This is a genomic window from Bradyrhizobium agreste, from assembly GCF_016031625.1.
In the GTDB taxonomy this organism is placed as follows: Bacteria; Pseudomonadota; Alphaproteobacteria; order Rhizobiales; family Xanthobacteraceae; genus Bradyrhizobium; species Bradyrhizobium agreste.
This window is the reverse complement of record NZ_JACCHP010000011.1, coordinates 466,694-487,095: the sequence shown is the minus strand read 5'-3', so window position 1 is coordinate 487,095 and position 20,402 is coordinate 466,694. Positions and strand designations below refer to the sequence as shown.

Sequence of the window (20,402 nt, the reverse complement as noted above, 5' to 3'; positions counted from 1 at the left end):
CCAGCGCGGGAACGGCGTGCCCTCGCACCCGAACCAGCATTTTGCGTGGCGTGGCGCATATCCTTCGCCCGAATGGGCGTCTGATGCAACCGCAACAGTAAAGTGGTGCGGACAAGAGAAAGCAACAATGATCCCGCATGGCATAATCCGAAGCAGCCTTGTCCAATCTGGACACGGCTGGTCTAACACCTCAATCTCGGTGAATAGCCGCCCCAAATTGGACCAGGATCCCATCCAGGGCCGCATCGGAGTGATTATGCTTGAGAATGCTCATTCGACAGGTCGACCGCTCGATCCCCGTTCCGCATGGTCCGGGCTGTCCCAGGCAGAACGCGACGCCGCCTACGACAACAACGCGGCCGTCAAGAACAGCACGGCCCTGATTGCCGAACGGAACGAAGCCTCTAGCCGGCTGCGAAGTACGCTGAAATCCCATCTCGATCTGGCTTACGGTCAGCGGGCGAACAACAAGATCGATCTCTACCCGGCCGCCAGGCCTGAGGCGCCCTGCCTGGTGTTCCTGCATGGCGGCTATTGGCAGCGCAATTCGCGCGAATTGTTCGCCATGCTCGTCGAAGGCGTCGCCGCTCATGGCTGGTCGGTTGCCATTCCCGGCTATTCGCTGGCGCCTGAGGTTTCCGTCACCGACATCGTCGCCGAAGTCCCGCGCGCGCTCGACTGGCTGGCCGCAAATGGCGCGTCCTATGGCGTTGCCGGACCGGTCGTCTTGTCGGGTTGGTCCGCCGGAGCCCATCTCGCAGCGATGGCGCTGAACCATCCGAGCGTCCATGCTGGACTGGCGATCTCAGGCGTGTACGAGCTCGCACCAATCCGCGATACCGGCCTCAACAACGCGCTGAAGCTGACGGACGAGGAAATCGCCGCGCTGTCGCCGCTGCGCCTGCCCGTCATCCAAAAACGCCTCGACATCGCCTATGGCAGCAACGAGCTGCCGGCGCTCGTATGCGACTCAATCAATCTCTTCGACAAGCGCGTGGCGGCGGGAGCGCCGGGCAAGCTCATCTCGGTCGAAGGTGCCGACCATTTCACCATTCTCGAGGCTCTGCGCCGGCCGGACGGAGTCCTGGTAGAGGCCGCGCGGCGGCTGCTGGACTAAAACTCGCGAAAACAACCCCATGCACAGTAGCGATGTCGTTGTTTGCAAAGACGATTTTTTTGAGGATCAATCGACACCGCCGCCCCCCGCTTTGACTCGTCGGGCAAAACAGGGGCATGATGGCATCATCGCCCAGGCTGCCGCTCCTGCATCTCAATCCAGATTTGCCCGCCCATGATCCGCGCCGGATAAAGCCGCAGCGGCCGGCTCGGCCATCCCGCGCTGGTTGTGCCATCACGCAAATCGAATGATGCCGCATGGCGGGGACAACGGAGACGCCCTGCCGTCACCTGCCCCAAGGCCAGATCCGCCTGTTCGTGCGGGCACGCACGTTCGCAGGCGACGACGTCGCCGTCGTTCCAGATCACGAGCAGGTCGCGCCCGACGACGCGGACGATCGTCTCCGCCTTCAGCCGGTCGAGATCGCAGACCGCAATCCACCCGGCGTCGTCACCCACCGAGATAGGCCTTGCGTACATGCTCGTTCGCGATCAGCTCGGTCCCGGCGCCCGACAGCACGATGCGGCCGTTCTCGAGCAGATAGGCATGATCGCACATCTCGAGCGCGGCAAACGCGTTCTGCTCGACCAGCAGCACCGTGGTGCCGGCATCGCGAATGCCGCGGATGATCGCAAAGGTGCGCTCGACGATATTGGGGGCGAGCCCGAGCGAGGGCTCGTCGAACATGATCAGGCGCGGCCGCGACATCAGCGCGCGGCCGATCGCAAGCATCTGCTGCTCGCCGCCCGACAGCGTGCCCGCCGCCTGCCGGCGCCGCTCGGCGAGCCGCGGAAACTCCGTGTAGATGCGGTCGCGATCGGCAGCGATCTCGCCCGAACCGCGACGGAGGTAAGCCCCCATGTCGAGATTTTCCTCGACGCTCATATGCGGAAACACGCGCCGCCCTTCCGGGCAATGCGCGATGCCGCTCGCCAGCACGCGCGGCGGCCTCGCGCCGGTGATGTCGATGCCCTCGAACTTCATCTGGCCCGAGCGCGGCGGCACCAGGCCGGAAATCGCGCGCAGCGTCGTGCTCTTGCCGGCGCCGTTGGCTCCGATCAGGGCGACCAGCTGGCCGGCTTTCACGTCGAGCGAGATGCCGCGCAGCGCGGTGACGCCACCGTAGCCGCAGACCATGTCGCGGATCTCAAGCACGTCCTGCTCCATGTCCAAGATAGGCTTCGATCACCGCAGGATCGTTGCGGATCACCTCCGGCGCCCCTTCCGCGATGATGCGGCCATAGTTGAGCACCACGATACGATCCGAGACCGTCATCACCATCGGCATGTCGTGCTCGACCAGCAAAATCGTGATGCCGCGGTCACGTATGCCACGGATCAGCTCGACGAAACGGTGTGTCTCCGAAGCATTCATGCCGGAGACAGGTTCGTCGAGCAGCAGCATCGATGGCTGAGCCGCCAGCGCCAGAGCGACGCCGACGAGACGCTGCTCGCCGTAGGAGAGCGAGCCCGCCGCATCGTGGGCGCGGCGTTCGAGCCCGACCCATTCGAGCAGCTCACTGGCGCGCTGCCGTAAGCGGCGCTCCGAGGCGCGGGCGCCTGGCAGGCCGAGGATGGCGTCGAGCAGCCGCACCCGGCCCCGCCGGTGCAGGCCGATCATGAGGTTGTCGTAGACGGTGTCGTTCGGGAATACGCTGGTGCGCTGGAAGGTGCGGATCAGGCCGAGATCGGCGATCTCGTGCGGCTTCAAACCCGCGAGCGCAGTGTTGCGATAGGTGACGCGGCCCGCGCTCGGCGTCAGGAAGCCGGTCATGACATTGAAGGCGGTGGTCTTGCCGGCGCCGTTCGGCCCGATCAGGCTGACGATCTCGCCCTCGCCGACCTCAAAGCTCATGTCGGAGATCGCGACCAGCCCACCGAAGCGGACCGCGACCTGCTCGATGGTCATGGCGATGCTGCGCGCCATCATCACGCCGGCTCCTTGGCGCTGGTTTCAGTGAGCGTCACCGGTGCCAGCGCCGGCGCGCCGCTGCGCCGTCGCATGAAGCGCTGTGCGAGCGAGGGCACGATGCCGCGGGGCAGCACGAACAGGATGGCGATCAGCACGCCGCCATAGGCGATCCACTGCGCCTCCGGCGCCATGACCGGCCGCAACGCGACCGGCAGCAGCCCGAAGATCAGACCGCCGACCACGGGCCCGGCTAGCGAGCCCTTGCCGCCGCTGATGACCATGATGACCATGGTGACGGTGTTGATGAAGGCGAACACTTCGGGGTCGATGATCCGGATGTAGTGCGCATAGAGGCTTCCGGCCGCACCGGCGATCGCGGCGGAGATCACCGCGGCAATCGTCAGCGTTCTGGTCACGTCGATGCCGACGGAGACGGCGAGTGTTTCATTTTCCATCAATCCGCGCATGGCGCGGCCGAAATGGGAATGAACGAGGCGCGCGATCAGGAGATAGGCGATGAGCGCGACAACCAGGACGAGATAATAGTTGTGGAATTTCGTGCGCAGCGTCAGCTCGCCGAAGCCGGGCAAGGGCAAGGCGATGGAGGGAATGTTGGTCAGCGCCAACGGGCCCTGCGTCAGCTCGACCCAGTTCAGTGCGACCAGCCGGACCACCTCGGCAAAGGAGATCGTCACGATGACGAAATAGGCGCCGCGGACGCGGAACGACAACAGACCGACGAAATAGCCGCACAATCCTGCAATCAGGATCGCGAGCACGAAGCCCACGATCGGCGGCCATGGAGCGTGGACAAGACGAAAACCTCCGGGCAGGCCGATGTCGAAGCCGAGCGATGTCAGTGCGCTGACATAGGCGCCGATGCCGAAGAAGGCTATGTGGCCGAGGCTGAGCTGGCCCGTGAAGCCGAGCAGCAGGTTCAGGCTCATCGCGCCGATGACGAAGATGCCGGTCGTGATCAGCGCATTGAGCAGATAGGGATCGCGCAGCCAGAGCGGCACCGAGCCGAGCGCTGCGACGGCGAGGATGGTGACGATCGCCTTCATCCAACGCGCTCCGCGCGCGCGAATAGGCCGGTCGGCCGGAAGATCAGCACCGCGATGATGATCAGAAAGCCCATGGCGTCGCGATAGCCTGAGGAGACGTAGCCGGCGCCGAGCTCTTCGGCGAGCGCCAGGATGAAACCGCCGATCACAGCGCCCGTGATATTGCCGAGACCGCCGAGGATGACGATGGCGAAGGCCTTGACCGCGGCGAGATCGCCCATCTGCGGGAAGATCACGTAGACCGGCCCGAGCAGCGCGCCCGCGGCGGCGGCGAGGCTGGAGCCGATCGCGAAGGTCGAGGTGTAGATCATGTCGACATTGACGCCCATCAGGGACGCCGTGTCGTGATCCTGGAAGGTCGCCCGCATCGCGCGGCCGAGGCTGGTCTTGTTGATGAGCAGATACGTCACCAGGATCAACATGGCCGCCGCGGCGAGCACGAACAGGCGCAGCCATGAAACGGAGACCGGTCCGAGCACCAGCGGTGCCTCAGGAAATGGCGTCGCCACCGATTTGGCGACACCGCCCCAGATCCATAGCGTGCCGGACTGCATCGCAATCCAGGCGCCGATCATCACCAGCATGGTGGTGTCGATGTCGGAGCCGCGCAGTGGGCGCAGCAAAGTCAATTCGATGGCCGCACCCAGCAGCCATCCGGCCAGAACGGCCACGGGCAGCGCGAGAAAGAAGTTCAGCCCGAGCTGCTGCACCACGATGAACATGATGTAGGCGCCGAACGTGTAGAGCACTCCATGCGTGAAGTTCACGACGTTCATGATGCCGAAGATCAAGGTCAGCCCGATGCCCAGCAGCGCATAGGTGCCGCCGAGCACGAGCATGTTGATCAGATGCTGGAGGAATTCGCTCAAGGCTGATCCCGATTAGTCCGTATTCGGCGAGAGCGGCAGTATGCCGCCCTCGCCTGTGACCGGCCGACGCTAAAGCCCGATGGCTCTTTGATTGACTCGATCTCGCAGCGGTCTCCGTCATCTCTCCCGCTTGCGGGAGAGGTCGGCGCATTTGCGCTGGGTGAGGGTTCTATCCTCTTGGGGAATCCCACCGCGGAGACACCCTCTCCCCAACCCTCTCCCGCAAGCGGGAGAGGGAGCGCACCTGTCTCGCGGCTCGCCACCAGACCCAACTTCATCGCGCGTTAGAGCGTCTTCATCTCGACCTTGCCGTCGTTGATCTCGATGAGATAGACGTTCGGCTGGCTTTGCCCGCTCTCCTTGCCTTCGGGGCCCGACTTGCGGAACACGATGTCGCCGTTCAGCCCCTTGATGTTGATGTTCCAGAGCGCCGCCTTGATCGCGGCGGGCTCGGCCTTGCCGGCCTTCTCGATCGCGGCCGCCACGGTGCGAATGCCGTCATAGCCGCGAAAACTCTCGGTGCAGCCGGCGAACTCGAAGCCGCGCTTCTTCCATTCCGCGATGAAATAGTTGGTGGCTTCCGGGTTCGGCGTCTTGTCCGGGAACCAGGGCAGGAAGGTGGTCAGATGCATGGTGCCGTTGGCGGCCGCTCCCGCCTGGGCGATGATCTGGTCCGGGTTCTGCGAGCCGCCGGTGGTGATGATGCGCTTCTTCAGGCCGAGCGCGGCCGCCTGCTTGAAGATCAGGGTCAGCTGATCGACCGCCGTCGTGACGATCACCGTCTCGGAATCCGAGCTCTTGATCTTGGAGAGCTGCGCGCTCATGTCCTGCGCGCCCTGGTCCATGGTCTCGACGAGGCCGATGCTGATGCCCTTGTCCTTCATCATCTTGCTGAAGTCCTCGGCGGTGCCGCGGCCCCAGTCGTTGTTGATGACGAGGAAGTCGACCTTCTTCAGCGCGAGCTTGTCGACGATGTTCTTGAACGCGGCGGCCTCGACCGCCGAGGGCGGCGAGATGCGGAAGATGAAGGGGTTGCCCGTCGTCGTGATCTTGCCGGAGGACGAGGTCTCCACCACCATCGGCGTCTCGTATTCCATCAGCTTGGGCATCACGGCGAGCGTCAGGCTCGAGCCCCAGGCGCCCATCAGGACCGGCACCTTGTCGCTGGTGATGAGCTTCTCGGCAACGGCGGCGGCCTCCGTCGGGTTGCTCTTGTTGTCCTCGATGACGAGCTCGATCTTCTTGCCGAGGACGCCGCCCTTGGCGTTGATCTCGTCGGCGGCGATCTTGGCGCCGTTGACCACATAGGTCCCAGAGGCCGCGAACGCGCCGGTGAGCGGCTCGTTGACGCCGATCTTAATCGTCTGCGCCCCCGCCGTGCCGCCGAACAAGGCCGTCGCAAGCGCAATAGCCGGAACCAGTCCGAGTGTTCGTGTCATGTTGTCTCTCCAAATCCCACGCTGTTGATATCCAGGGTCGTCCAAGGGCTTCGTCACTCCGCGGCGCCGGCGCGCCGATCATTCCGCGCCACCTCTTCCGAAGGCGCGGCGAAATATTCGCGCGAGCCAGGCTCGCAAGACGTCCGATGCAATCGACCAGAAGCTGAGCTCCGCCGGAGCTGCCTGCCCCGACGAGGCGCCGGACATGTGGCGGTCGAGATTGGCGGCGAACTCCGCGACGAGACGTTTTGCGAGGTCCCGCACCAGGCCGGGACGACCAACCTGAGCCAGCATTCCCGTGAGCGTGTAGCCGATCGACAGTTCGACCGCGGTCGCCGCGTCGCCTTCGAGCGGCAACAGGCGGTAACGGATTTCGCCTTGCGTCGCCGAATGCCTGCGCTGGTCGGCGCCGATGCCGACGATGCGCCCCGAGAGTGTCGCGGGATCCCGCTCGACGCGCGCGGCGCCTTCGAAGCTTGCTGCGATCGGCCCGAGCCTGACGCGGATTGATCCTTGTACGCGCTCCGGCCTTGGCGGCGACTTCAGCGACACGCCGGGAAGGCAGGCGGCGATGCCTGCGATATCCTCGAACATCGCGAACACCTTTGCCGGCGGATGCGGCAGGGTGAAGCGCTGATCGAGAACGATCGCCGGCGTGAAGTCGGGGATGCTGCTTGGGGTGGCACCTTCCGATGCCGGAGCTGGCGCGTGCCGCGCAGGCCGCAGCTCGTTCCGGGCGGTTGCCGCTCGCCCCGAACCGGCAGGACCAAGGACGGTCCGGCCGCCGCCTGCCTGCGCCGCGATGTTGCGCGCGCGCCTCGCCTCGATCACGGACTGCACCGCGCGCACGATGCCGACATAGCCGGTGCAGCGGCAGAGATTGCCGCTGAGGCCGACGCGGATGCGGCGCTCGTCGGCGTCGGGCAGACGCAGCACGAGGTCGCGCGCCGAAACCAGCATGCCCGGCGTGCAATACCCGCATTGGAGCGCATGCTCGCGGGTGAAGGCGGCGCGCAGCTCGGTGGCGATCTCGTCCTCGTCGAGGCCTTCGATGGTGGTGACGTCGGCGCCCTCGCAGGCTGCCGCATAGGTGATGCAGGAGCGTGCCGGAACGCCGTCGAGCAGCACGGTGCAGGCGCCGCAGACCCCATGCTCGCAGCCGAGATGCGTGCCGGTGAGATCGAGCTTGTCGCGGACGAAATCGGCAAGGCTCGTGCGCGGCTCGGCGGGCAACTCCACCGCGCGGCGATTGACCTGAAGCGCGATCGTGGTCATGCCGAGGCCTCCAGAACGGCGCGCTTCAACACGCTGACATGGATGTGCCGCTGCGCGGCATCGTCGATGCCGGCGTTTGCGAGCAGGACATCGGCGGCACGGATATCGAAACGCTGCTTGTAGTCGGCGTCGATCCGGCCGCCGAACAGCTCCGCGGCATCAGTGATGACGATGGGCGCGGTATCGATTGCACCGATGACGATACGCGCCGAAGCTGCAGCGGAATCGATCGATATCGCCCCGATCGCATGGGCAAACTCGCCGGTCTTGCGGCAGCTCTTGGCGTAACCCCAATGCGCCGTCGGCGATCGCGCCGGCACATGCACCGCTTCGACAATCTCTCCGGCATGCAGCGCGGATTCCAGCGCACCGACCACAAACGCTTCGACGGCCATCGATCGCGCACCGGCAAGGCTGCGCAGCGTCACCCGCGCGCCGAGAGCGGCGAGCGCGGAGATCCAGTCAGCGGCGGGATCGGCATGGCTGAGCGAGCCGCCGATCGTGCCGCGGTTGCGCACCGCGCGATAGGCGATGTTGGCGGCGACGCCGCGCATGGCACCGCGGGTCACATCCGCCGTGCGGCCGTCCTCGATATCGGCATGGGTGACGAGCGCGCCGAGCACCAGCTCGTCGCCGGACACCTCTGCGCGCTTGAGCTCGGCAAGACCGGAGATGTCGACGATCAATTCCGGCTGCACCAGCCGCAGATTGAGCATGGGGCCGAGCGACTGGCCGCCGGCGATGATCTTCGCCGATCCGCCGCTTGCGGCCAGCATCGACAGAGCCGCATCGAGATCGCGCGGGCGCTCGTAAGCAAAGGGCGCCGGTTTCATGCCGCGCTCCTCTCCGCCGCACGCGCGGTCAGCACCGCCGCGACGATGCGGTGCGGCGTGATCGGCGACTGCATCAGCTCGACCCCGAGCGGGCGCAGCGCGTCGTTGACGGCATTGGCGATCGCGGCGGGCGGTGCGATGGCTCCGCCCTCGCCGATGCCTTTCACCCCGAATTGCGTATAGGGCGACGGCGTCTCCATGTGGTCGAGGCGCGCGGCCGGGACCTCGGTCGGGCCGGGCAGCAGGTAATCCGCGAGCGTCGTCGCCAGCGGCTGGCCGGAGGCGTCGAACGGCATCTCCTCGTAGAGCGCGGTGCCGATGCCTTGCGCGAGGCCGCCATAGATCTGGCCGTCGACCACGAGCGGATTGACCAGCACGCCGCCGTCCTCGACGATCACATAGTCGAGGATTTCCACCTCGCCGAGATCTGGATCGATCGCGACGACGGCTGCGTGCGCGGCATAGCTGAAGGTGCCGCTGTCGCGCACGGGCTTGTAGCCTTGCGTGACCTCGAGCCCGCCAGGATCGACGTCTGGCGGCAAGTCCTGCGGGCGGCGGTACCAGGTGTGGGCGATCGCCTTCAGGCTGACGCTGCCGTTGACGCCGCGCACCTCGCCATTCTGCAACACCACGGCGGCTGGATCGTGCTGCAACAGCTTGGCGCCGATGCGTCTTGCACGTTCGCCGAGCTCGCGGCAGGCGGTCGCGACGGCACCACCCGCCATCACCATCGAGCGCGAGCCCCAGGTGCCGGTCGAATAGGGCGTCATCGCGGTGTCGCCGAGCACGATGCGGATGTTCGCGACATCCACGCCGAGGATCTCGTGCGCGACCTGGGCGAGCGTCGTCTCCATGCCCTGCCCGTGCGAGTGCACGCCGACGCGCAGTTCGAGGCCGCCGTCCGGCGTCAGGCGCGCCGAGGCCTGCTCATGGCCCGGTACCATCGGGATGCCCCAGCCGGAATAGACCGAGGTGCCGTGCGCGGCCTGCTCGCAATAGATGGAGACGCCGACGCCGATGCGACGGCCGTCGGCCTCGCCCTGCTTTTGCTTGGCGCGGATCGCGTCGACGTCGATGGCCGCGAGCGCGCGGCGCATCGCTTCCGGATAATCGCCGCTGTCAAAATGCTTCCTGGTAATGTTGTCGAACGGCATCTGCTCGGGGCGCACCAGATTGCGCAGCCGCACCTCCCCGGGCTCGAGACCGGCTTCGGCCGCCACGAGGTCCAGCATCAATTCCAGCGCAAAGCAGACGCCGGTGCGCGCGACGCCGCGATAGGGCAGGATCGGGCATTTGTTGGTGGCGACCGAGAAGGTGCGGCAACGGTAGGCCGGCATCTTGTAGGGGCCGGGCAAAATGCTCGCGACCTGCGCGGCCTCGAGACAGGCCGAGAACGGATAGGACGAGTAGGCGCCGGAATCCACGGTCGCCTCGCAATCGATGCCGCGCAAGCCGCCGTCACGGTCCGCATAGACCGTAATCTTGTAATGATGCTCGCGGCAATTGGAGCTGGCGACGAGGTGCTCGCGGCGGTCTTCGAGCCAGCGCACGGGATGGCCGCAGCGCATCGTCAGCCAGGACAGGCAGACCTCTTCGGGCAACAAGATGCCCTTGTGACCGAAACCGCCGCCGACGTCGGGCGAGATGACGCGGATTTGGCCCTCCTCCATACCGAGGCATTCGGCAAGGCCGCTGCGCGTGATGTGCGGCATCTGCGCCGCGGAATGCAGCGTGAGCTGATCAAGCCGTCGATCGAAGGTCGCAACCACGCCGCGGCCTTCCAGCGGCGACATGCATTGTCGCGCCGTCGAGATCTCGCGAGTCACCTTGATCGGCGCATCGAGCGCGGCGGAGATGTCGACCTCGTAACTGGTCTCGAGGAAGACGTTGTCGCCCCAATGCTCGTGCACCAGCGCCGAGCCAGGCTCGCGCGCCTTCAGCATGTCATACACCGCAGGCAGCTCCTCCAGATCGAGCGTCACGGAGGCCGCGATATCCTCGGCCTCGGCGCGGGTCGGCGCGAGGCACATCGCGACGAGCTCCCCGACCTGGCGCACCTTGCCGGTCGCCAGCACCGGCTGCTCGGAGATCTTGAAGCCCGGCAGCCCCGACACCGCCCGGATCGGCTTGATGCCGACGAGATCGGCCGCCGTGAACACGCTGCCGCGATGACATTCGGGCAAATGGATGCCGCGGATGCGCGCATGCGCCAGCGGGCTGCGCACAAAGGCGACGTCCTGAAGACCGGCGAGCCTGACGTCCCCGACATATTGGCCGCGGCCACGCATCAGGCGGTCGTCTTCCTTGCGCGGCAGCCGCGCGCCAACGCCCTGCCCCGTCTTTCCGTGCGGAAATTCTCGCTCGTTGCGCAACGCGGCGTTCTCCTGCACTGCCGGGCCTTATGCCGCGACGGCCTGCGGCAGGATCGGTGCGACCGCGTCGAAGCGGATGCCGGCGCGCAGGCAGAAGGCCGGCTGCAGCAGGCGCTCGGCAATCACCTCGTTCTTCTCGTTGTCCTTGAGGACGAAGCGGCCGTTTCTCTCCGTGAGCACGGAGACGTCGGCGTCCATGCCGATCTTGAGCGCACCGATCTCCTCGCTGCGGCCGAGCATCTTTGCGGGATTGGAGGTGACCATCGGCACCACCTGCTCCAGCGACAGGCCGAGTGCCATCATCGAGCTCATCGCCTGGACCAGGCTGAACTTGGCCTGGCCGGCGAAGGGATGGTTCTCGTCGTCCTCGTGCTGGTCGGGCGTGCCGGCCGGCGCGGGCACATGGGTGTTGTAGCCGTGAATGTCGGCGCCGAGCGTGGTCGGGATGATGCCGGCAGCGATTGCTTTTTTCGCGAGCCGATAGGAGAAATGGCTGCCGTGGCCGACGTCGACCTTCAGGCCGCGGTCGAGCGCGGCCTGGATCACCGGATGCACCTCGCCCTCGCGATTGACGAAGCCGCCGGGATGGCGCGTGAAGGGATGAGCGAGGATGTCGCCCTCGCGCAAGAGCGGGATCACGCGGGTGAGGATGGTGTCGGCGTCCTCGCCATTGGCGCCGCTCTCGGGCAGGCCCCAGAGCTGGCCGAAATGCACGTAGACCGGCAGGTCGGCACGCTTGCCGATCTCGGCCGCCATCTCGATGACGCGAATGCCCCAGCGCGCGAAGCCGCCGATCTCGGCATGAGCCTTGATGCCGCGCACGAGATCGAGATTGGCGGTCGCGGCCTTGACGGTCGCGTCGATGTCGACGCCGTCGGGGCTGTAGAGCTGCGGATAGAAATGCCCCTCGAGGCCGCCGACGAGATAGGCGGAGATAAACGCATAGACGCGCGAGGCCGCGGGCTCCGCGATGAAGTGACGAAAGCCGGGCAGCGTCATGCAGGACGGACCGCCCTGGTCGACCAGCGTCGTCACGCCCGACTGCACGCCGACCATGTCGGGATTCATGCCGAAGCGGCCGGAGACATATTGATAGACATGTGCGTGGGTGTCGATCAACCCGGGCAGCACCAGCTTGCCGCTGACATCAACGATCTCCTTTGCGCTGGTCGGCAGAATGTCGGATGCGACCGCCGCGATCTTGCCATTGCGGATGGCGACGTCCTTGAGGCCATCGATGCCGGAGGCCGGACAGATCACGCGGCCACCTCGCAGCAGAAGATCGAAGCTGGCAGTGACGGACATGGCGCTCTCCTCAGGCTCTTGCGCAGGCGGTTGCCCCGCCCTCGAATTACGAAGCATGCTTCGCATTTGGATAAAAGCAAGCTTCGTGCCATGATCCTGTGGTGGCGAGCGTGTTCGAATCGAGCTAAGCGCGAAGGGCTTGGGGTTGGGAGAGCGTGCATTGCGGCAAGCCAGGAAAAGTCGCAGCGGGGGCAAGCACCGCCCCTGGCCATTGTCGGAACGGCCCGGCTATTTGATCCGCCGGCTGCACCAGATTCACGTCGCGCTGTTTCAGGAAGCCTGCGGCGAATTCGAGGTCACGCCGCTGCAATACAGCCTGCTCTCGGCGCTGGCGGTGCGCGAAACCGCCGATCAGACCACTTTGGCGGCCGATATCGCGCTCGATCGCACCACGACAACAGGCGCATTGAAGCGGCTCGCCGCGCGGAACCTGGTCGAGCGCGCGGTGAACAAGGACGATCGGCGCGCGCGATTGTGCCGCCTGACGCCCGCCGGCGCCGCACTGCTCGTTAAAATCGAGGGCGCAGCACGGCGGGCGCATCGCGCAACGCTCGGCGATTTGAGCCAGCGGGAGCAGGCGCTCTTTATCGAGATGATGCAGCGCATCGTGGCCGGCAATCCCAGTCGCGACAGCGCCGCTGCCCTATTCGACTAGAGGCGCGTGCTGCGCTTTTGAGTTGCGCTGCTCAATTTATCATCGTACCGCTGCCCGGCCGTGCATCGATCGCCACCATCCGGCGGTGGGTCCGGTGTGCCGCGGAAGGCCGGCGCGTCAGCATGGCCCGCGCTTGAAAACGCAGTCGCATCCGAGGCGAGGCTCGTTGCATCCGACATCCAAACGCGCCCTGCCCGGCCGCTCCGCAACCCATGGCATGATTTATGCTGCGATGATGCGAAGCGTGCTTCGTATTGGGGGATGTCATGACGGATACCGAACTTCGCGCTGATATTCACAGCATCGAGCCAATTCCCGATGCGGACCGGGACTCCACCGGGCCGCAGCAAATGTGGATCTGGGCCGGCGCCAACATCGCGCCGGTGAACTGGGCGCTCGGCGCGCTCGGCATCATCCTCAAGCTCGGCCTGATGGAGACGATCGCGGTCATCGTGCTCGGCAACATCGTGGGCTGCGCGATCTTCGCGACCTTCACGGTGATGGGGCACAAGACCGGCGTCAATCAGATGGTGCTGAGCCGGTCCGCCTTCGGCGTCCGCGGCGCCTACCTGCCGAGCATCCTGATGTTCCTGATGACGCTGGGCTGGATCGGGGTCAACACGTACTTCCCGGTCAAGGTCTCAATGGGCATCCTCGGCCAGTTCGGCGTCCCCGACACCTGGCTGGTCGAGATCGTCGTCATCACGCTGGTGATGGCCGTGCAGGTGCTGATCGGCGTCTACGGCTTCTACGCAATCCGCACCTTCGAGAAATACACCGTGCCGCCGACCATCGCCATCATGGTGCTGATGAGCGTGCTGGCCTGGACGCGGCCCGGCGTCGTCAACTGGAGCCTGACCACCTCGCTGCCGCCCGGCGCGCATCTGGCGATGCTGACGCTGCTGATGACCGCAATCGGGGTCGGCTGGGGCATTTCCTGGGTGACCTGGGCCTCCGACTATTCGCGCTTCGTGCCGAAAAGCGTGCCGTCGAAATCCGTGTTCTGGTACAGCTATGTCGGCATGTTCGTGCCGACGGTCTGGCTCGGCATTCTCGGCGCGACCATTGCCTCGACGACGCTGGATACCGATCCAGCCAAGATGGTGAGCGCGGTATTTGGCGGCCCGGTCAGCATCCTCGTGCTCTTGATGGTGTTGCACGGCCCGATCGCCACCAACATCCTCAACGTCTATTCGGCGACATTGGCGGCGCTCAGCGCGGGACTGAAATTCTCGCGCTTCTGGCTCACAATCATCGTCGGTGTCGCCGGCTATCTGGTCACGCTGTACTTCATCTTCGCGCCGTCTTTCGCGAAAGCGTTCGACAACTGGATGATCAGCCTTTTGCTGTGGATGAGCCCGTGGGCCGGGGTGGTGCTGGCCGACTTCTTCATCAAGCGCAAGGGCAACATCGACATCGCCGAGCTCTATCGCTCGCCGGAGACCAGCGCTTATGGCGACATCAACTGGGCCGGCATGATCGCGTTCTTCGCCGGCCTCGTTGCCGGATGGCTCGTGGAGGACGGTCTCGTCGGCGCGCTGCAGGGGCCGATCTCGATCAACCTGCTCGGCGGTGCCGACCTGAGCTGGCTGTTCGGCATCGGGGTTGCGGGCCTCGTCTATCTCGGGCTCGGCAAGCTCTCGACCTCACCCTCCTCCATCATTGCGAGCGGCGCCAGGCAGATAGCAGCGGCAGTGACGGTAGAGTGATGGACCACGTTCTGCGATCCATTCCCGGAAACGTCCAGTGGGGACTCTGGGACGGACGATTGAAGCCGGTGCTCCGGATCGCATCCGGAGACCGGGTGACCTCCCGCATGCCCTGACCGCGTTCTTCGCTAGACCAGGCGCCGCGCGAGCTGCGCCTGGTCAGATCAGGCTCGACTTGCCGCGGCTCAGCACCGCACCCGAGCCTTTGTCGCCGACGATCTCGCCCTGGTCGTACACGACCCGGCCGCGAGCAATGGTGGTGACCGGCCAACCGGTGACATCAAAGCCTTCCCAGGGCGTATAGTCCGCGCCGTGGTGAAGATCGGCCTGCTGAATCTTCTTCTTCAGCTTGGGGTCCCACAGCACGATATCGGCATCGAAGCCGACGCCGATCGAGCCCTTGCGCGGATAGAGACCGTAAATCCTCGCGTGGTTGGTCGCCGTCAGCTCGACGAACCTTTGCAGGGTGATGCGTCCCTTCGAGACGCCTTCTGAGAACAGGATCGGCAGCCGCGTCTCGACGCCCGGAATGCCGTTCGGCACCCAGCGGAACGAGGTGCGGGCGTTCGGCGTCAACTTACCCTTGGGATCGTCGTAGCGGAACGGGCAGTGGTCGGACGAGAAGGTCTGGAACACGCCTGACGTGATGCCCTCCCAGATCGCCTGCTGGCTCTCGACATCGCGCGGCGGCGGCGAGCAGACGTACTTCGCGCCCGTGATGTCCATGTTTAGGCCCTTCATGTCGTCGGCCGTGAGTGTGATGTATTGCGGGCAGGTCTCCGCATGCACAGGCAAGCCGCGCTGCTGGGCCCAGCGCACCTGCTCCATCGCCTCGCGACCGGAGACGTGCACGATCATGATGGGAACGCCGATCACCTCGGCATGGCTGATGGCGCGATGTGTCGCCTCGCGCTCGACCGCTTGGGGCCGCGAAGTGCCGTGATAGTAGGGCGCGATGTGGCCCTCGCGTTCGAGCTTGCTGGTGAGGAAGCGGATGGCGTCGTAGCCCTCGCAATGAACCATGACCAGCGCCTCCTCGCGGCGCGCGACCTCGAACACCTCGAGCAGCTGCTTGTCGCTGAGCACGAGGTCGTCATAAGTCATGAACACCTTGAACGAGGTGTAGCCGTCCTTGACGAGGGCCGGCAGCTCCTGGCCGAGCACGACCGCAGTCGGATCGGAGATGATGAGGTGGAAGGCGGTGTCGATGTAGCACTCGCCCTCGGCGAGCTTCCGATAGTTCTCGACACAGGTGCGCAGCGAGGTGCCCTTCTCCTGCAGCGCGAAGGGCAGCACCATGGTGTTACCGCCGGCCGCCGCCGCGCGCGTCGCCGAGGCGAAGTCGTCGGCCATCACCACGTCGGGGCCGGAGGGCTGGGAGATGTGGACGTGGCTGTCGATGCCACCCGGCAGCGCCAGCAGGCCCGTCGCATCGATCTCGCGAGCCGCGCCCTCGATGCGATCGGCGATGCTGACGATACGGCCATCGCGAATGCCGATATCGGCGCGAAACTCGTCGCTGGCCGTCACGATGGTGCCGCCGCGGATGGCGAGGTTGAGCTGCGTCACGTGCGTCTCCGTCACTTGATGATCGCCGATGTCTGGAAAATGCGTCCCCACTGCGCGAGGGCCGCGATGTCGCCGCCGGCCAGTTCCAGCGCCCGCCACAGCGTGACGGCCACCGAATCGAGCACGACGATGTCCAGCTCCCGCTCCAGCGCGGTTGCCAGGGCCGCACCGTCGAGATTGGTGCAGAGGATGACGATGGCGTCGGCACCCTCACTAGCCACGGCGCGGATCATGTCCGTGATCGTCGCCGGCGCGACCTCGCCGAAGGAAAAGTTGTCGCGCAAGCCGAGGTGGCGCTCTGCGTGCGGGGCAACGCCCGCCTCGGCCCAGACAACGCCGATTCGCCGCTGCACGTCGTCGGTATATGGCGAAACGATGCCAATGCGTTTGGCGCCGAGCACGCGGGCGGCATCGATGCAGGCCAGGGTCGATGTCGTCGCCGGCACATTTGTTCGCGCCGTGATCGCCTCGCACAGGCTGCGGTCGCGGCCGATGCCGAGCCAGCTTGCGGACGTGCCATTCCAGGCGATCGCGTCGACCTTGGCATCCGCCAGCAGATCGGCCGCCGGCAACATCACCGAGGCGTCGAACTGGCTGAGCGCGGCGGCGTCGAGCGCGATCTCGGTGACGCGAAAACGCGAGAAATGCGCCGTGACGCCAGGGACGCCGGCCAGCATCGCACTGGTGACGGGCTCCAGCACCGAGTTGGACGACGGCGTGATCATGCCGAGACGCTTGCGCATGGCCTTAACCTTACGACGCCTGCGCAAGGCGCGTCGACTCCTCCCGGATCAAAGCCAGGATGTGGCGCTTGGCGTCGTTGAATTCGGGGCTGGTGATGTCGCGCGGGCGCGGCAGGTCGAAATTGACGGCTTCGCGGATCCGGCCCGGCCGCCTGGTCATCACCACGATCTTGTTGCCGAGCACCAGCGCCTCGTCGACGCTGTGGGTGACGAACACGATGGTGCAGCGGCGCTTCTGCCAGATCGCGACCAGCTCCTCCTGCATCTCGAGCTTGGTCTGGGCATCCAGCGCCGCGAACGGCTCGTCCATCAGGATCACGCTCGGGTTCATCAGCAGGGCGCGGGCGATGCCGACGCGCTGGTTCATGCCGCCGGACATCTCTGAGGGATGGTGATGCTCGAAGCCGCGCAGGCCGACGAGATCGATGAACTCCATGGCGCGATCGTAGCGCTCGGCCTTGGCGACGCCCTTGAGCTTGAGGTGGAAGGCGATGTTGTCGATCGCGGTCAGCCACGGCATCAGGGTCGGCTGCTGGAACACCACGCCGCGGTCCGAGCCCGGCCGCTCCACCTGCTTGCCGTCGACCAGCGTGCGCCCGGACGTCGCCTGCTCGAACCCGGCGATGATGTTCAGGAGTGTCGACTTGCCGCAGCCGGACGGGCCGAGCAGGCAGACGAAATCATTGGCCTCGATGTCGAGATTGATGTTGTCCAGCGTCAAGAGGTCACGGCCGCGCCGCTTGTCGGAAAACACTTTTACGATGTTGCGAAGCTCGATTGCCGCCATCAGCCCGCCCTGCCCTGCACGGTGGTTGTCTGCTGCCAGCGCAGCGTGCGCGCCATGATCGCCTTGAGGCCGAGGTCGGAGAGATAGCCGAGCAGCCCGATCGAGATCATCGCGGCCAGCACGATGTCGTAGCGCAGGAAGTAATAGGAATCCCACAGCACGTAGCCGAGGCCGCTCTTCACCGCGACCATCTCGGCCGTGACCGTCAGCATCCAGGCGGAACCGACCGCGATGCGAAGCCCTGCGAAGATCGAGGGCAGCGCCGCCGGAAGCACGATGTCGGTCAACATTTGGCGGCTATTGGCGCCCATCATCGCGCCAGCGCGGACCAGATTATGGTCGACGGTCTTCACGCCGTGGATGCTGTTCATCAACACGGGGAAGAAGGCGCCGAGGAAGACGAGGAAGATTGCCGGCTTGTCGGCGATGCCGAACCAGATGATAGCCAGCGGAATCCAGGACACCGGCGGGATCGGACGCAGCATCTGCAGAGTCGGCTCCAGCGTCTTCTCGAACAGGCGCGACCAGCCGATCGCGACGCCGGCGAGAATGCCGAAGAGGCTCGCCAGCGCGAAGCCGCCGAAGACGCGCAGCGCGCTGGCCAGCGCATCGCGCAGCCAGTGCCCGGAATAGCTTTGCGTGGTCTCGTCGAAGCCGAACACCCAGTCGCCGAGCGCATGCAGCACCGCGCTCGGCGCCGGCAGCAGCGCCGGCGGCAGCATGCCGCTGCGGGCAAAGGCCTCCCAGCCCGCGATCAGCAGCGCCGGCACGACGAGGCGTTCGATCCCCCAAAACGCTCGCGTCAGCCGGAACGCCGGCCTTGCTGGCGAGACGTCAGTAACCGAGGTCATTCTTGGCCTTTCCGGTGGCCTTCTCCAGGAACGAATAGTCCATGTTCTTCTCCGCTTCCGCGGAGACGTCCTTCGAGATGTATTTGAGATCGCGCATCATCGCGGCGATCGCCAGCGTCTGCGAGCGATGGATCGCGGGATCGGGCGAGGCATTCTTCAGCGCCTCGGTCGCCACGTTCTTGTCGAGGCCGGTGAGCTTGTTGATGACCTCGATCCACGGCGTCTTGTCGGCGATCAGCTTGTTGTCGAGCTCGACCACGGCGCCGACGACGCCCTGCACGCCGGCGCGCTGGCTGGCGATGACATCGGAACGGGTGACGATCAGATTTGTGAGATTTCCGGCAGCCTGCTCGTACGGCAGCACAAAATGCTTGCCGGCGCCGGCGAGGCGGATCTGAGAGGCGAACGGCTCGACCGAACAGATCAAGTCGACCTCGCCGCGCTGGAGCGCTGCGAGATGGTCGGACGGATTTGGAATGTTGATGAACTGGATGTCCTTGTTGGGATCGACGCCCTGCTTGAGGAAGGCGCCGCGCATATGGATGTCCTGCGCATTGCCGCGGGACGCCGCGACCTTGAGCGGCTGACCGTCGCTCTTGGCCTTCGCAACAGTCGTCTTGAACGTGGCCCAGTCCTCCGCCGGCAGGTTCAGCTTCGCGGAGGAGAGACATTCCGAGCCGCCATTGATCTGGCCCGAGACGGCGACGACGTCAAAGCCCTTGTCGAGCGCGGTGATGTAGTGGAGGTAGGTGACCTGCGCGACGTCGATGCTCTTCGACACCAGGGCAGTGAGCACGTCGTTGCCCGAGTTGAAGCCGGTGGCTTCGACCTCGACGCCCTTGGCCACGCTTGGGATCAACGACATCGGCAGGCAGTGCGCGCATTTGGCGTAGCCGAGCTTGATCTTCGCGGTCTGCGCCAAGGCGAGATCGCTTCCGCCAAGCACTGCCGCCATCACCACAAGGCCCACTCGCACACTCGTCCGCATCGCTCACTCCGTTTTCGAAGGCGCAGGATCCCGCGCGTTGGACAGGATCATCCGCCGGCCACGGCCGCAGCGCAATCCGGTTTTTGCATGCTGCATACAATTTGCGCGCTATGCCATTGTTTTCAGCGAGATACGTCGATATTTTGGGCAGCCAGAAAGCCCGGTAAACGGCTAGGATGAGCGCAAGCAGTGAGGCACGCGTGCAGCAGAAATCGGAAGCGCCAAAAGGGCGAAAGTCGCCCAAACTCAAGCGGATGGGCCTGCATGAGCGCGCCGCCGCGCGGATGCGGACGATGATCATTCGCGGCGAGCTGCCGCCGGGATCGCAGACTCAGGAAACCAAGCTGTCGAAGGAGCTCGGCGTGTCGCGCACCCCCCTGCGCGAGGCGATGAAAGTGCTGGCGGCGGAAGGGTTGATCGAGCTGCGTCCGAACCGCAGCCCGCGCATTGCCGATATCGCGGTCGACGGCATCTCGGAATTGTTCGAGGCCCTCGCCGGTATCGAGCGGCTCGCCGCCGAGCTTGCAGCGGAGCGCGCCACCGAGCGCGATCTCGCCCGACTGCGCACGCTTCAGACCCGGATGGAAGGTCATCACCGCAACGGCAAGCTCGACGACTATTTCGCCCTCAATGGCGAGATCCACAACACCATCGTCCGCATGGCCCGCAACACACCGCTGCGCGAGGCGCACGAGACGCTGATCTCCCGCGCCGAGCGCGCGCGTTATCTTGCGCTCGGCGCCGACAGGCGCTGGAGCAATTCGGTCGACGAGCACGCCGACATCCTCGCCGCCCTCGAAGCGCGCGACAGCGAGGCCGCCGGCCGCCTGCTCGGCGCGCATGTCGCGCGCACCGGCACGGCGCTCCTCGAAGTCCTCGCCGCCTCACAGGCCAAGCGGACGGCGGCCTGAACC

The 20,402-nt window shown here is 65.6% G+C and carries 19 protein-coding genes; 4 read left to right on the top strand and 15 right to left on the bottom strand.

The window, feature by feature from the left end:
• Positions 1–256 precede the first annotated feature (256 nt).
• Positions 257–1,117, top strand: coding sequence for an alpha/beta hydrolase (locus tag HZZ13_RS19255; protein ID WP_197961120.1), 861 nt, complete (start codon positions 257–259; stop codon positions 1,115–1,117).
• 125 nt (positions 1,118–1,242) lie between these two features.
• On the opposite strand, the gene HZZ13_RS19250 is transcribed toward HZZ13_RS19255, so the two are convergent.
• The 10 genes from HZZ13_RS19250 to HZZ13_RS19205 all read right to left on the bottom strand — a co-directional run bounded on the left by HZZ13_RS19250 (position 1,243) and on the right by HZZ13_RS19205 (position 12,186).
• Complete coding sequence (locus tag HZZ13_RS19250) at positions 1,243–1,575, bottom strand: Rieske (2Fe-2S) protein (RefSeq protein ID WP_376707057.1); 333 nt, start codon at positions 1,573–1,575, stop codon at positions 1,243–1,245.
• The gene (locus tag HZZ13_RS19245; RefSeq protein ID WP_197961093.1) at positions 1,568–2,272 is read right to left on the bottom strand and encodes an ABC transporter ATP-binding protein; all 705 of its coding nucleotides are present in this window, start codon (positions 2,270–2,272) and stop codon (positions 1,568–1,570) included. Before HZZ13_RS19245 ends, HZZ13_RS19250 begins: the two co-directional genes overlap by 8 nt.
• On the bottom strand, positions 2,265–3,047 hold the full coding sequence (locus HZZ13_RS19240) for an ABC transporter ATP-binding protein (protein WP_246504466.1): 783 nt from the start codon (positions 3,045–3,047) through the stop codon (positions 2,265–2,267). Before HZZ13_RS19240 ends, HZZ13_RS19245 begins: the two co-directional genes overlap by 8 nt.
• Positions 3,047–4,093, bottom strand: a complete 1,047-nt coding sequence (locus HZZ13_RS19235; RefSeq protein ID WP_197961092.1) for a branched-chain amino acid ABC transporter permease — start codon at positions 4,091–4,093, stop codon at positions 3,047–3,049. The genes HZZ13_RS19240 and HZZ13_RS19235 overlap by 1 nt, the downstream gene beginning before the upstream one ends.
• Positions 4,090–4,962: a branched-chain amino acid ABC transporter permease gene (locus HZZ13_RS19230; protein ID WP_193760206.1), complete on the bottom strand. Its 873-nt coding sequence runs from the start codon at positions 4,960–4,962 to the stop codon at positions 4,090–4,092. Before HZZ13_RS19230 ends, HZZ13_RS19235 begins: the two co-directional genes overlap by 4 nt.
• A gap of 284 nt (positions 4,963–5,246) precedes the next feature.
• Positions 5,247–6,401 (bottom strand): ABC transporter substrate-binding protein, encoded by a 1,155-nt coding sequence (locus HZZ13_RS19225; protein ID WP_197961091.1) that lies wholly within the window; start codon positions 6,399–6,401, stop codon positions 5,247–5,249.
• Between the two features lie 78 nt (positions 6,402–6,479).
• Positions 6,480–7,676, bottom strand: coding sequence for a xanthine dehydrogenase family Fe-S subunit (locus HZZ13_RS19220; RefSeq protein WP_197961090.1), 1,197 nt, complete (start codon positions 7,674–7,676; stop codon positions 6,480–6,482).
• Complete coding sequence (locus tag HZZ13_RS19215) at positions 7,673–8,509, bottom strand: FAD binding domain-containing protein (RefSeq protein ID WP_197961089.1); 837 nt, start codon at positions 8,507–8,509, stop codon at positions 7,673–7,675. Before HZZ13_RS19215 ends, HZZ13_RS19220 begins: the two co-directional genes overlap by 4 nt.
• Complete coding sequence (locus HZZ13_RS19210) at positions 8,506–10,797, bottom strand: xanthine dehydrogenase family protein molybdopterin-binding subunit (protein ID WP_246504478.1); 2,292 nt, start codon at positions 10,795–10,797, stop codon at positions 8,506–8,508. The genes HZZ13_RS19215 and HZZ13_RS19210 overlap by 4 nt, the downstream gene beginning before the upstream one ends.
• A gap of 111 nt (positions 10,798–10,908) precedes the next feature.
• Positions 10,909–12,186, bottom strand: a complete 1,278-nt coding sequence (locus HZZ13_RS19205; protein WP_197961087.1) for an amidohydrolase/deacetylase family metallohydrolase — start codon at positions 12,184–12,186, stop codon at positions 10,909–10,911.
• Between the two features lie 211 nt (positions 12,187–12,397).
• Here HZZ13_RS19205 and HZZ13_RS19200 point away from each other — a divergent pair, with 211 nt between their 5' ends.
• Both HZZ13_RS19200 and HZZ13_RS19195 read left to right on the top strand, forming a co-directional pair.
• Positions 12,398–12,841 (top strand): MarR family winged helix-turn-helix transcriptional regulator, encoded by a 444-nt coding sequence (locus HZZ13_RS19200; protein WP_036005014.1) that lies wholly within the window; start codon positions 12,398–12,400, stop codon positions 12,839–12,841.
• Between the two features lie 266 nt (positions 12,842–13,107).
• The gene (locus tag HZZ13_RS19195; protein ID WP_197961086.1) at positions 13,108–14,550 is read left to right on the top strand and encodes a cytosine permease; all 1,443 of its coding nucleotides are present in this window, start codon (positions 13,108–13,110) and stop codon (positions 14,548–14,550) included.
• A 159-nt stretch (positions 14,551–14,709) separates the two neighbouring features.
• On the opposite strand, the gene hydA is transcribed toward HZZ13_RS19195, so the two are convergent.
• The 5 genes from hydA to HZZ13_RS19170 are packed head-to-tail and all read right to left on the bottom strand — an operon-like array spanning position 14,710 to position 19,488.
• Positions 14,710–16,119 (bottom strand): dihydropyrimidinase, encoded by a 1,410-nt coding sequence (gene hydA / locus HZZ13_RS19190; protein ID WP_197961085.1) that lies wholly within the window; start codon positions 16,117–16,119, stop codon positions 14,710–14,712.
• A gap of 11 nt (positions 16,120–16,130) precedes the next feature.
• Positions 16,131–16,862, bottom strand: coding sequence for a maleate cis-trans isomerase family protein (locus tag HZZ13_RS19185; RefSeq protein ID WP_197961084.1), 732 nt, complete (start codon positions 16,860–16,862; stop codon positions 16,131–16,133).
• Between the two features lie 10 nt (positions 16,863–16,872).
• Positions 16,873–17,649 carry an ABC transporter ATP-binding protein gene (locus tag HZZ13_RS19180; RefSeq protein ID WP_100231001.1) on the bottom strand — a complete coding sequence of 259 codons (777 nt, stop codon included), beginning with the start codon at positions 17,647–17,649 and terminating at the stop codon, positions 16,873–16,875.
• On the bottom strand, positions 17,649–18,500 hold the full coding sequence (locus tag HZZ13_RS19175; protein ID WP_197961083.1) for an ABC transporter permease: 852 nt from the start codon (positions 18,498–18,500) through the stop codon (positions 17,649–17,651). Before HZZ13_RS19175 ends, HZZ13_RS19180 begins: the two co-directional genes overlap by 1 nt.
• Complete coding sequence (locus tag HZZ13_RS19170) at positions 18,484–19,488, bottom strand: ABC transporter substrate-binding protein (protein ID WP_197961082.1); 1,005 nt, start codon at positions 19,486–19,488, stop codon at positions 18,484–18,486. Before HZZ13_RS19170 ends, HZZ13_RS19175 begins: the two co-directional genes overlap by 17 nt.
• A 200-nt stretch (positions 19,489–19,688) precedes the next feature.
• Here HZZ13_RS19170 and HZZ13_RS19165 point away from each other — a divergent pair, with 200 nt between their 5' ends.
• Complete coding sequence (locus HZZ13_RS19165) at positions 19,689–20,399, top strand: GntR family transcriptional regulator (RefSeq protein ID WP_197961081.1); 711 nt, start codon at positions 19,689–19,691, stop codon at positions 20,397–20,399.
• Positions 20,400–20,402 lie beyond the last annotated feature (3 nt).

Excerpts from the sequence above, each read along its gene's own strand:
- HZZ13_RS19220 (WP_197961090.1), bottom strand. The coding sequence starts at position 7,676 with ATGACCACGATCGCGCTTCAGGTCAATCGCCGCGCGGTGGAGTTGCCC.
- HZZ13_RS19180 (WP_100231001.1), bottom strand. The coding sequence starts at position 17,649 with ATGGCGGCAATCGAGCTTCGCAACATCGTAAAAGTGTTTTCCGACAAG.
- HZZ13_RS19225 (WP_197961091.1), bottom strand. The coding sequence starts at position 6,401 with ATGACACGAACACTCGGACTGGTTCCGGCTATTGCGCTTGCGACGGCC.
- HZZ13_RS19170 (WP_197961082.1), bottom strand. The coding sequence starts at position 19,488 with ATGCGGACGAGTGTGCGAGTGGGCCTTGTGGTGATGGCGGCAGTGCTT.
- HZZ13_RS19205 (WP_197961087.1), bottom strand. The coding sequence starts at position 12,186 with ATGTCCGTCACTGCCAGCTTCGATCTTCTGCTGCGAGGTGGCCGCGTG.
- HZZ13_RS19235 (WP_197961092.1), bottom strand. The coding sequence starts at position 4,093 with ATGAAGGCGATCGTCACCATCCTCGCCGTCGCAGCGCTCGGCTCGGTG.
- HZZ13_RS19255 (WP_197961120.1), top strand. The coding sequence starts at position 257 with ATGCTTGAGAATGCTCATTCGACAGGTCGACCGCTCGATCCCCGTTCC.
- HZZ13_RS19215 (WP_197961089.1), bottom strand. The coding sequence starts at position 8,509 with ATGAAACCGGCGCCCTTTGCTTACGAGCGCCCGCGCGATCTCGATGCG.
- HZZ13_RS19175 (WP_197961083.1), bottom strand. The coding sequence starts at position 18,500 with ATGACCTCGGTTACTGACGTCTCGCCAGCAAGGCCGGCGTTCCGGCTG.
- HZZ13_RS19185 (WP_197961084.1), bottom strand. The coding sequence starts at position 16,862 with ATGCGCAAGCGTCTCGGCATGATCACGCCGTCGTCCAACTCGGTGCTG.
- HZZ13_RS19240 (WP_246504466.1), bottom strand. The coding sequence starts at position 3,047 with ATGATGGCGCGCAGCATCGCCATGACCATCGAGCAGGTCGCGGTCCGC.
- HZZ13_RS19195 (WP_197961086.1), top strand. The coding sequence starts at position 13,108 with ATGACGGATACCGAACTTCGCGCTGATATTCACAGCATCGAGCCAATT.
- HZZ13_RS19210 (WP_246504478.1), bottom strand. The coding sequence starts at position 10,797 with ATGCGTGGCCGCGGCCAATATGTCGGGGACGTCAGGCTCGCCGGTCTT.